We start from the raw sequence: 10350 nt of genomic DNA, 5'->3' as shown, positions 1-10350 counted from the left end.
GAGATTGCTTCGGCGAAGCGCCTCGCAATGACGGAACTGGCGACCCGCCTCGCAATGATGGACCTACCATCCCGCGACGAGATTGCTTCGGCGAAGCGCCTCGCAATGACTGAGGGGGCGGAGCGCCTCGCAATGATGGACCTTGGGGCAGCGGGCGAGATTGCTTCGTTCGTTCCGCCTTCGGCGGAACTCCTCGCAATGACTGCCGTGCTAATCGGCTTTACATACCTGGGCATACAGCGATACTGAATATCAGAAAATATAGATGGAGGTGCCGATTGGTGATCGCTTGTAGAGCTTCTCCAAATCCTCGGTTCCCACCCGCACGCAGCCGTGGGTCACGTTGATTCCCAGCAGGCGCTCATAAATGGTGCCGTGGATGAAGAAGCCATCGCCGAAACCGAGTGCGTATTCCCCCATGACGTTGGGATCAAAGCGGTCCTCTTCGCGTTTCGGAATCGATTCGTTTTCTTCGATGAACGCCCAGTCCGGTTTGCGCCACCAGGGTTCGGTCAGTTTGTTTTTCACTTTGAACACCCCGCGCGGCGTATCGAAAATCCACTTGCGACCGGTGACGCTGTCGATCAACTCCCCCCCCGAGCCGGTCGAACAGGTGGCTACCAGCATGATCGAGTCCTCGGTGCGGAGGAATATCTTGTTGGCGTGGGTGTCGATCACAATGTATGGCTTAGTCGGGCGAAGCGAACCCAGTTTACGGCGTGCCTTCTGCAGTTCCTTCTGGGCGAGCTTAGGCTCTTTAGGTAGTTGGGCCGGAATCGAATCATTAAATATCGAGGCATCAGCCAGTGGCGGTTCCGGCGCCGAAGTCATCTGCAGAATGATCAGCGCCCCGATGGTCGCAACGACTATCAGTCCCACCGCGCCCCATATAACCCAGCGCATCATGGCCACATATCCAATCGACGGACAATCGTCACCGGTGTGCCGGTGGTTACGTACTGCATGATACTGTCCATCTCTTTATTGGTGAGGGCAACACACCCTTCGGTCCAGTCTTTGCCGCGTCCGCCTTCACCGTGAATTTCGATCAAGCCGCCGATCCGGGCCCGGTGCGAGATGACACCTCTGGCCTTATTCTCTCTAAACCGCGCCTGGTCCGATTCGTTCGGATAATTGATCATCAGCGCCTTATAGTAGCGGCTGCCGCGGTGACGGGCCAGAGTCACCTGGTATTTTCCCTCCGGCGTGGCACCGTCGCCAGAAAACATCTTCTGTCGGGCGGAACCATAGCCCAATTCACAATTATACGTTTTGAACAGATTCCCCGACTTGATCAGATAGGTTTTGTGCACCGACTTATCGACAATGATGGCATATGAACCGGCGGCGCGCGACTGTTCTATCGTCTCGGCCACCCAGCGGCGCCATATCTTTATGTATGTGGCGTGGTCATTGTCGGCGGTGGTGACAGCATCACTCAGTTTTTTCAACCAGGTCCGTCCCAGTCCGAGCTGGTCACGGGCTTCCTCGTATTCGCCGGCCCTGGTCAGCCGGTCGCTGGTGTGAAGCGCCAGTTCGGCCGAATACCAATAGCGTTTTACCTGCAGGACATTGAGATTGCCATTGAGAGCTTCCTCCCACGAGCGAAGTTCATCGTAGAGGTCGTTTCGCTCGGCCAGCGTGAGCGTCTGCAGGTTGCCCACATAAGTGACCGATTGCGCTGCCGCGTCCATGGCTGCCTTGTAGGCGGTCTGGAGCAATGAATCGGCCGCGCGGTAATCGCGGAACGGGGCGAGTCGGCCGTTCTGCCGCGCCATCTCCATCCAGCCCTCTTTCATCAGTCGTTCGGCGGTACGGAAGGTGGCCTCGGAATACCGTGGTGCATTCCGACTGACGGCACCCTTGAGAGCCATTTTGGCGTTATCCAACAGGACCGTAGGGGGCATGGGGGGATTGAGAAACAGAAAGGTTACGCCGGCGCCGGCAAAGATGACCACGGCGATGATGATAAATGTACGGAGTCTGTGACGCGACAATCTGCGTGCGGTTCGAATACGGTAGTTGGCGGAAGGGCCGCCTTTGACGGCGGCCCCCCGCGGAAACATCCGGTTGCCAATCATCAGCGGTTACTTGCCGCCCTTTTTCCTGGCGACCGCGGCCGCGATCTCATCGGAGATACTCTTGGCCTTCTGCATGACGGATTCAAACTTGCTCTTGGCGGAGAGGTACTTGCCGTTGTTGAAATCGGCTTCAGCATCCGCGTACGCCGGGGTAAGGCTGGCCAAGTCGTTCTTGATCAGTTCCAGCTCGGCTTTGGTGTCTTTACCCTTGGGAGCCTTATCGAGAGCCATGGTGGCGGAGTCGATAGCGGCCTTCACGCCGGCCATCATCCCCATGACTTCCTGTTTTACTCTTTCCTTTTCGGTGTTGGCATCAGCCGTCGCCTTCTCGGAGAGAGCCTGAGCGCGAACATACATTTCCTTGGACTTGCCGTAGCTGCGGAACAACGCGAACTTGCCGTCCTGTGTTGTCTTCTCGGCAGCTGCTGCATTTAATGAGTCCATAGCGGTCCGGTAGGAGGCCGGGGCATACTGCTCCGCTTCAGCCGTTCTGGCGGCGTCGAGCGCCGACTGGGCCGCCTGCATTTCCGCTTCCGGAGGCTTGCTGCAACCGGCGAACAGCGCCAGCAGCATCAAGGCCACCACAGCCAGCGAAATACGTTTGAACATGTGTGTTTCCCTTTCCAATTGGGTTTGAATCAAAGGTTTAGTTGCTCTTATGACGAAAAAAAAGGATACGCGCAGACGACTCCCAACCGCGCACATCCCGTTTGGTTCGTTATCGTTTTCTGTCTCGTTCCCGCCTCGGTCGGACGATACGCGTCGCGACGTCTTCCTTCCAAACGCAGCTTCGCTTCACCACAATAAACTCGTGAGCCGATACACCCACAAATTTGAGCGGTAAATATGGCCTCACCTGATTCAATGTCAACATATTTTTCTCCTTGCTGTACAAGCCTGGATCGATATCTGATCGACACGCAGACAACGCCCGCGAGAACGCAACCATCTGTCGATCAACCGGTTATAGTGAAGTACGTGTCCTGACCGGTCAACCTTTTCATCGTGGTGCGCATTCCTTTCATATCGATACAGCAGGGCTTAGGGACGGGTGTTGTGACTATATTATGTATAAACGCAAGCGGGGAGTTGGTTCATGCAGATTTCACGGAATCCTGCGGCCGCCGACAGGATGCGTAAACTGGCTACAAGCTATCCACATCGTCCTGTTTTTGAACAATCGGGCATGACGCGCCAGATTTCTGATTCGACTCAACTCCTTGGATATCATAATGGTGCCACCACCGCAGCTATAGACAAACTCCCACAACTGCCGATATAATGGACTATAGTTGTCGCCGAGAGGATTCGTGATCGGCATTGCGAACCGGTTTCATCTCGTTGCGCCGCAGCGAGGCAATCGGCGGTCGATATTGGAGTATTTTTCTTACCGTCCTGGCAACTGATATGCATGAAGAGCGGCGCGGCATACGTTGTTCGCGTCCGGAAGCCGCCGATCACTACGGAGGTTATGATGATTCGACTCAGGCTCAATCACGGGTTTACGCTTCTGGAAGTCATGATCGCCATGATCATCCTGGCGCTGGGGATATTGGGACTGGCGCTCCTGATAACCATGTCCACCTACGGCAACACGTTCTCCAACGACAACACCACCGCCAATGCCCTGGCTCAGCAGGAGATTGAATCGCTCGTGGAGATGCCCAGTTACGGTTCGATGCCCTTTGTCTCCATCACCGACTCGGTGAGCGGCATGTACGACATTTACCGTACGGTCGAAGACAACAGCACCAACGCCTCGATTCCGCCCGGGCTGGTGAAGATCGACGTGGTCGTTCAGTGGATCGACCGTCAGGCGCAGTTTCGGACGGTCAATCTTTCCACCTACAAACCGGTGATATGATCGTGGGGAAGTGCATGAGCAGAATTCACAATCAACACGGCCTGACCCTTGTCGAGCTTATCATCGCGCTCGGGCTGGGTGCGTTGGTATCGGTGGCGGCGTTCGAGTTTTATGCCTCCCAGCATAACCACATGCTGGTCCAGGAGAACATCTCCGATATGCAGCAGAGTGTCCGGGCCAGCGTGGATGAGATCATTCATAATCTTCGCAACGCCGGCGCCAATATCCCCAGGGCTATCGGGCCGATAGTTTCCATCGACGCTAATCCTGACACGCTCGAGGTACGTTTCGCGTCGTTTGGCGGATCGATCGATATCGGTGAGCACACACAGAAGGCGCAGGCGAATCCGATCCATGTGGCCACGGGGACAAACTTGAGTGCATACCAGGCGGGTGATTTGGTCTATTTTTGGCACGAATCACAGAAACAGGGGGAGTGGTTCACGGTGACCAAAGTCTCGACCAACAACGGCAGCGGCTGGGAAGAGGTATATCATCAAGGCCAGGATCTGCTGTTCGACCCGGTACCGGGCGACAAGGTCATCAGGATGCAGCAAGTGCGGTACTTCATAGATAACTCGGATACGACCCACCCGCGCCTGATGCGTTCGGACAACGGCGGCGTGCCGCAGATTTTTGCCGACAACATCTACGATCTGCAGCTTCAATATATGCTCTCGAGTCGCGACACGGTTCAGGCGGTGGGTCCGTCAGACACCGTGTATGTCGCGCATATTACGGTGGACGCGTTGACGGAGGATTCCGATTTCGAGGCCACCCGGGTCGGCCACGAGGGGCGGCGGCGCCGGTCCCTTTCGACACAGGTCGTGCTGCGAAACAATCGATTTTAGTCCAGTGGAGGTCTGCCATGAGTTGGCATATGCTTTCAAAAGAGTCCGGGAGTACCATTCTGGTCGTGCTGCTTATTCTGCTGATGATGACCCTCATCGGCACGCAGATGATCTCGACCTCAGTTGATGATGTGACGCTATCCGGCAACGTCAAGAACGCCGCTCAGGCCTTCTATTCGGCTGAAGCCGGGCAGGCGCTCGCCCGATCGACATTGTGGGCCGATTACGTCAACTCCTCATCGACCAATCCGTTGAAGGTCCCGGGAGAAGTCGGCAACCGGGCCGCCTACACTGGATTCCTGGACAAGATCGGCCTGGTCAACAACGGCACATTGACATTGGGCAAGAACCAGAATCTGGCGGGTGGACAGGTCATAGAGTCTGTCCTGGTGCAGCGTCAGGACCAAGCCGGCAGCACGGTGCTGACCGTCAGTTCGGTCGGCAAGGGGGACCAGGATGCATCCCAGACCATCACGGCCGTTTACCGCGTGGAGGGTGAGGCGTTTCGCGGCTTCGATTTTGCCATCCTTGCGAAAAACGTGAACTGCATCATGTGCCACGCTACCATCGATAATGTCGACCGCACCTATAACGGTGACCCGGCCAAGCAGGGGACCTTCGACCGAGTCAAAGTGGCTTCTCTGGAATCGATGTTGTTGCGGACCACATCAGCGCAATCGTACGTGGCGGGCACTGTCTATACTCGCGGGATTGTCACGGACAAGGCGGGGAATCCAATCACCAATCTCTCCCCTACCGGCCAGGGGCTGAACGGCTATGCCATCAGTTCGACCGACGGCACCATTCAGGAGCCGATGAACACGGTCAGCCTGACCAACACGACCGGCACGCCGCTCCCGCAATACGGCAACCTGTACATGAACTATCCATCGACCGACGCGGATATGACCGACGGCAAACTGCCGGATCAGTTCCCACCGCCGTTTCCAGATGACAACGGCAACAAGGTGGTCGATGACGCCGAATATGCCGACGTGGCGCTCAATTCATCCGGCAGCATTTCGGGGGGTGTTATCTACAGCGTGCCGCAGGGGTCGACCTATGGCGCCGGTGCGCTGCCGGGTGCAGGGAACCAGACCGGCATCAATCAGAGCTACGACGGCAATCTCATATTGGTAGGCACAACCGCCAACCCGATAGAGATAAGCGGTGATATTGCCGTAAACGGCGATGTTATCATTCAAGGCGTCGTGAAAGGGACCGGTCAGATCTTCGCCCGAGGAAACGTGTACATGACTGGTGACGTCACCTATGCTGATGGCACCAAGAACGGAACCAGAACATTCGGAATGGCTGATGACGGTACTCAGAACGCCCTGTCTCTCGCGGCCGGCAAGAACGTCCTGGTAGGGGATTACCTGACTCCCTCCGGAGGAAATATCAACAGTTCAACCAGCATCGATCCGGGGAATCTCTCCGGCGGAGAAAAGTTCTCGTTCACCATGTCTGAGATGACTCTGTTCAACCGCGGCGAATGGACCAAAACCCAGCAATTTCTGCCGGACAAGAACGGTGCTCTGGTACCGAACGCGACCTACGATCCGTCGTACGTACCCCGATACTATACCATGAACAGCGGCGATCCAGTGTATATCTATAACAAGCCAAAGGGGGGAACCGGGACCTACTGGGATCCGGCTTCCAACAGTTGGCAGGGGAAAGAACATGCCAGCTCCTATGACCTGACGCTCTTGACCAAGCTCGATCCTGGCGACGCACAACTGACCAACGCCAAGACTGTGGCTTTGTCATCGACTAACAACTGGATTTCAGCCCAGAACCTGAAGAATCTCTGGATAGCTGATGAGGCGGCCCGGCCTGCCGGCTCTGATTTCAAGATCGACGGCCAGATGTATACGAACAACTCGATCTTTGCTCTCACGCGGTCAACCAGCAAGAACGGCGGCAAGATGATCGTCAACGGCGCCATGGTGGCTGCCGACGTTGGTGTGCTCGTGCCGAACAGTCTGAAGCTGAACTACGACCAGCGTCTCAAGACATTCCTGAAGATCAAGGACGACAGCAAGGTGGCGATGGACCAGTCGGCCTGGTACTCCGAATAACGGGCTGACCCGATATCCGGGAGATGTGAGCGGCCTCTGTCGCGATGGCGGCAGGGGCCGCTTTTCGTTTTGCGGATCAATCCTTCAGGACAAACGATTTGATATCGAGCCCGTAGCGGGTGGGGTCGATGAGACGGACTATTTTCCTGTGAGCGTGCTCCGGAAGAGAGAGGTCCACCCAGAGAGGGTCTTCCAGGAGCCCTGTCTTGGTGCCGACGATCTTGACGTATGGCCGCGCCTTGTCTTTGTCATTGTTGGTGAGAATGAGAGCAATCTCCTCGCTGGTCAGGAGTACCAGCGAGCCGGCCGGATAGATGCCGATGATATCGTTGAAAATCTCAAGCAGGAACTTGTCGAACTTGATCGCCATCTGATACCGCATCTTCTTAAGCACCTCGTCGGGGCCAATCGCCTTCTTCAGATAGACGCGCCCGGAGGTGAGAGCGTCAAAGGTGTCGACGACTGAAATGATGCGCGAGAACAGATTCGGCGTTCGCTTGTGGTAGTGCAACGTCGGGTACCCGGTGAAATCACTATTGATATGGTGCTCGAACGCTCCCCGGGCTGCCCTGGCGGTGTGGATGTCGAGCTTCATGTTGCGGAAGATAGTCTTGGCGCCCAGGAGCGGATGACGCTGCATCTGGATCCAGTCGTTCTCATCATAGGCATCCGGCTTGCGGATCAGATCGGTTGGCAGTTTGACCTTGCCGATATCGTGAAACAGCGCCGTGAAACCCAGTTGTGAGAGTCTGGGCCGGTCGAGTCCCAACCGCACGCCGAGCGTCAACGCATAGACGCAGACGTTGGTGGAATGCGCGTAGGTGTAATCATCATAGCTCTTGATTGAGGCCAGTTCGATCATCGAGGATTCATCGCGCATGATATGGTCGATGAGCGAATGCACCACCCGTTTGGTCTTGGCGATATTGACGTCTTTCTCGTGGAGGGTGTTGACGATCGCCTCCTCCACCACGTTCATCGACTGGAAGAATGTGCTTCTGGCGGCGGTTCGAAACTGTCGGCGCAATTCCTCAGTCGCCGCCGGGCGGTCGGCGTCGATCTCCTTGAGTGACAACAGACTGGTGCCGTGCCATCGGCGCGAAGCCAGTTCCGCCGACAATCCCTTGATATTGGTGCTGTTGGGTTTGACGCCCGCCATGAACTTCACGAACGCCCGGATTTCCTCGATCGTGGCGGTCGCACGGAAGGTCACGCCGCCAATGCCAAGCGACTTCCATTCGGCAATCACGCTGTCGGCGCCGGACTGGGCTGCGGCGGCGAATCGAACCATGCGCTCACTGACAAAATAGTGACCATCGACGCTCTTGATCGTTACATCGCCGGACTGCTCCCGCTCGGCCATCAGGTTCTCGAAAAAGGTCCGGCTCTGGTTTGCATAGACGGCGTTGTTTTCATCGATTATCCGGGCTGTCTTATAGAAGACGAAGAATGAGAGGAGCAGTTTCTCCTCGGTCTTGCCTGCCAGCGCCCGGCCAAGCGCCTCAGCCGCGTGCATGTTCATGGGAGCCTCCATAGACATGTTCCCGGCGTTTTTTGACAGCCGCCATCGCCAGCCGCTTGATCTCGGGGCGCCAGCTCGAACCGAGCTTGGCCAGCACCCGGCCGGAGCGATCGCTCTTGTTCTGACTCAGGGCATGGAAGGCGGCGCGCCGGAAGAACGCCAGCACCGGGTCTCTGAATAAGTTGAACCGAACGATCAGTTTTCGAAGGTACTCGATAGCATGTTCGCCGCCCAGGACGGAGTAGGCGGTCAGAAGATTCTCCTGCTCGGATTGATCCAGTGTGAGGAAACTGTCATCGTTGATAATGGCGGTGATCACCTCGAAGGCGGCCTGACCGCGTCGCGCCACGATCGTTTCGACGGCCTGTCGGCGAACCTCGGCATCGGCGTCTCGCACCAGCAGTTTCAGAATATCGAGCGCCTCCTGGTCGGCCGTCTCGCGCAGCGCCTTCACCAGTTCCAATCGTACGCGCGGTTCCTCGTGAGCGGCGGCCTTCTTCAGATACGCCAGGGCGCTCTTGTCCCCGATCTGCGAGAGGACAGTGATGGAATTGCGAACCACGTACCAGCGCTTGTCAAAGATCCCCTTGGAGACGGTTTGCAGATTATCCTTCCCTTTCACGGCCAGGAAATCGCACAACGCCTGGCGGTGCATCTGATGTTCGAGATCCCCCAGCAGATCGGTGATCGCGGACAGCGCCTCCCAGCCAAAATGGTCGAGGAATTTTCGCATGTCCTGGACGCTGATCTCCGGGTTGCCGTTGAGCGCTTCCACCAGATATTTGAGGCGGTCGCGGCTGCCGGCCGTTATCCGCGCGTCTTTCAGTCGTTCCGCCCACAGCGGCTTTTCTTTTTCCAGTCGCTCGGCGAGCGCCTGAAAATAATCGAGTATCTTTCCCCCTTCGGTGAGGAGCGCCGCACGAACGAATTCACCATAGACCTTCTCACAAATCGTCACTGATTCATAGAAGGCATCCATTTCCACTTCCTGGTGCAGCATTTCCTTGAGCAACTCGACCGTGGATTCGTTCATGTCGAATTGGGCGTCATCCACCAACAGGCTGGTGATCTGTTGCTCCTGCTCCTCGGACAGTTTGAACTCATCGTTCAGAATCAGCGCCGTATCGGGCATGACCGGTTGTCCACCGGGCAGGTCGCCGAACCCCATGGCCTCAGCCGCTTCGGAAACCCGCAGCGAGATCTCGTCAACCGCGTTTTCATCAAACACTGAGCAGGGTTGTTCGCCGGGGACAATGGCGTGGAACGGCGTGCCCGAGCGGCTGCCCTGGTCAGCTGTCCCAGGGCCGCGGCGAATCACTGTCTGACCGTCATCGGGCAACTCTATTTTCGAGGAATCCTCGAGTCGGAAGATTGCGTCGTACGCCTCCTCTTTGTCGCCGGCCATCTGCTGGCGACCGGTGTCATCCATGCCGGCCGAGCGGAGGATCTCCTGTACGCGAAAATCACCGTCATATGACGCCAATTCGACGTCGGCCAGCGTCGTAAACGAAAAACGAGAGAGATTGGCTTCCCACAGGAGGTTTGCCAGATCGAGTGATTTGTCGTGAGCGTTTTGGTATCGTTTGATGGTATCGAGGAATCGATATATCTCTTCGACCTCAAGCCCCTCTTTGAACGTGATGCTCGTTATGCCGACATCGAAAAACAGGCCAGCCAGGCTCTCTTCTTTGGAGCCATCGGTGAAAACGACATCTTGTCCGCAAGTGAGCGAGTTTCTGTCGATCCGGAGATGAATCTCTCCGGACTCCTCGATAATACTCGCCAGCTTCTCCGCAAAGGACCGCCGCAGCGACTGGGGCAGAGGATTCCCTTCCGGGTACATCGCCACCACCTTGATGACCTTCAACAGATCACGAAGGATCAGGCTGATATCCTTCAGGCGGTTTTGCGACTTAACAAGTGTCTCGGTCATTCGCTTTTTCCCCGT

The 10350-nt window shown here is 56.5% G+C and carries 9 protein-coding genes; 4 read left to right on the top strand and 5 right to left on the bottom strand.

The window, feature by feature from the left end:
* The coding region (locus tag AB1644_12355) for a hypothetical protein (protein ID MEW6051836.1) at positions 1 to 249 on the top strand (249 nt) is incomplete at its 5' end.
* Positions 250 to 252: 3 nt separating this feature from the next.
* Here the strand turns inward: AB1644_12355 and AB1644_12350 are convergent.
* The 3 genes from AB1644_12350 to AB1644_12340 are packed head-to-tail and all read right to left on the bottom strand — an operon-like array spanning position 253 to position 2690.
* Entirely contained in the window at positions 253 to 906 is a 654-nt protein-coding gene (locus AB1644_12350; GenBank protein MEW6051835.1) for a L,D-transpeptidase, read from the bottom strand.
* A complete protein-coding gene (locus AB1644_12345; GenBank protein MEW6051834.1) occupies positions 903 to 2081 on the bottom strand; it encodes a L,D-transpeptidase in 1179 nt (392 codons plus the stop codon). Before AB1644_12345 ends, AB1644_12350 begins: the two co-directional genes overlap by 4 nt.
* Before the next feature lie 6 nt (positions 2082 to 2087).
* Positions 2088 to 2690 (bottom strand): DUF4398 domain-containing protein, encoded by a 603-nt coding sequence (locus AB1644_12340; protein MEW6051833.1) that lies wholly within the window; start codon positions 2688 to 2690, stop codon positions 2088 to 2090.
* A gap of 865 nt (positions 2691 to 3555) precedes the next feature.
* Between AB1644_12340 and AB1644_12335 the strand changes: the two genes are divergently transcribed.
* The 3 genes from AB1644_12335 to AB1644_12325 are packed head-to-tail and all read left to right on the top strand — an operon-like array spanning position 3556 to position 6880.
* Positions 3556 to 3945 carry a prepilin-type N-terminal cleavage/methylation domain-containing protein gene (locus AB1644_12335; protein MEW6051832.1) on the top strand — a complete coding sequence of 130 codons (390 nt, stop codon included), beginning with the start codon at positions 3556 to 3558 and terminating at the stop codon, positions 3943 to 3945.
* A 14-nt stretch (positions 3946 to 3959) separates the two neighbouring features.
* The gene (locus AB1644_12330; protein ID MEW6051831.1) at positions 3960 to 4796 is read left to right on the top strand and encodes a prepilin-type N-terminal cleavage/methylation domain-containing protein; all 837 of its coding nucleotides are present in this window, start codon (positions 3960 to 3962) and stop codon (positions 4794 to 4796) included.
* A gap of 17 nt (positions 4797 to 4813) precedes the next feature.
* Entirely contained in the window at positions 4814 to 6880 is a 2067-nt protein-coding gene (locus tag AB1644_12325) for a PilX N-terminal domain-containing pilus assembly protein (GenBank protein MEW6051830.1), read from the top strand.
* A gap of 76 nt (positions 6881 to 6956) precedes the next feature.
* Here AB1644_12325 and AB1644_12320 read toward each other — a convergent pair whose 3' ends face one another.
* On the bottom strand, positions 6957 to 8402 hold the full coding sequence (locus AB1644_12320; GenBank protein ID MEW6051829.1) for an HD domain-containing phosphohydrolase: 1446 nt from the start codon (positions 8400 to 8402) through the stop codon (positions 6957 to 6959).
* On the bottom strand, positions 8383 to 10335 hold the full coding sequence (locus AB1644_12315; GenBank protein ID MEW6051828.1) for a HEAT repeat domain-containing protein: 1953 nt from the start codon (positions 10333 to 10335) through the stop codon (positions 8383 to 8385). The genes AB1644_12320 and AB1644_12315 overlap by 20 nt, the downstream gene beginning before the upstream one ends.
* Positions 10336 to 10350: the final 15 nt, after the last annotated feature.

The sequence above is a fragment of the Candidatus Zixiibacteriota bacterium genome, from assembly GCA_040753875.1.
Taxonomy (GTDB): Bacteria; Zixibacteria; MSB-5A5; order GN15; family FEB-12; genus DATKJY01.
The sequence above is the reverse complement of the archived record's forward strand: the minus strand, read 5'-3'. Positions and strand labels throughout refer to the sequence as shown.

Bases quoted from the DNA above. Each gene is read 5' to 3' on its own strand.
- AB1644_12350 (MEW6051835.1), bottom strand. From the start codon at position 906: ATGATGCGCTGGGTTATATGGGGCGCGGTGGGACTGATAGTCGTTGCG.
- AB1644_12345 (MEW6051834.1), bottom strand. From the start codon at position 2,081: ATGATTGGCAACCGGATGTTTCCGCGGGGGGCCGCCGTCAAAGGCGGC.
- AB1644_12340 (MEW6051833.1), bottom strand. From the start codon at position 2,690: ATGTTCAAACGTATTTCGCTGGCTGTGGTGGCCTTGATGCTGCTGGCG.
- AB1644_12335 (MEW6051832.1), top strand. From the start codon at position 3,556: ATGATTCGACTCAGGCTCAATCACGGGTTTACGCTTCTGGAAGTCATG.
- AB1644_12330 (MEW6051831.1), top strand. From the start codon at position 3,960: ATGAGCAGAATTCACAATCAACACGGCCTGACCCTTGTCGAGCTTATC.
- AB1644_12325 (MEW6051830.1), top strand. From the start codon at position 4,814: ATGAGTTGGCATATGCTTTCAAAAGAGTCCGGGAGTACCATTCTGGTC.
- AB1644_12320 (MEW6051829.1), bottom strand. From the start codon at position 8,402: ATGAACATGCACGCGGCTGAGGCGCTTGGCCGGGCGCTGGCAGGCAAG.
- AB1644_12315 (MEW6051828.1), bottom strand. From the start codon at position 10,335: ATGACCGAGACACTTGTTAAGTCGCAAAACCGCCTGAAGGATATCAGC.